Here is a 266-nt window from a genome sequence, read left to right on the forward strand (position 1 = left end):
GTGAAGTTCGGATCGAGCGGCGCCGGGTGCTGGTCGACGACATGAACGTAGCGGCCGCAGGCATTGGCCTGCCACAGCTCGACCAGCGTGTTGGGCACGCCGCGGCCGTCCTCGTCGAGCACATAACCATGCACGATGATGCGCTCGCCGAGCGGCTCGCCCTTGGCCTGGATGGTGAGGTCGTTGTCGTGCGCGCGCACGGTCTCATGACCATAGACCGGCCCGGTCAGCTCCGAGAGCGTGTGCCGCATCGGGATCAGCGGCTT

At 66.9% G+C, this 266-nt stretch carries 1 protein-coding gene; it reads right to left on the minus strand.

Annotated elements, in window-relative coordinates; genetic code table 11:
• A partial coding sequence (locus AKL29_RS00785) for a dioxygenase family protein (protein ID WP_488230414.1) occupies positions 1–266 on the minus strand: 266 nt, incomplete at both ends.

Source organism: Bradyrhizobium pachyrhizi (assembly GCF_001189245.1).
Classification (GTDB): domain Bacteria; phylum Pseudomonadota; class Alphaproteobacteria; order Rhizobiales; family Xanthobacteraceae; genus Bradyrhizobium; species Bradyrhizobium pachyrhizi.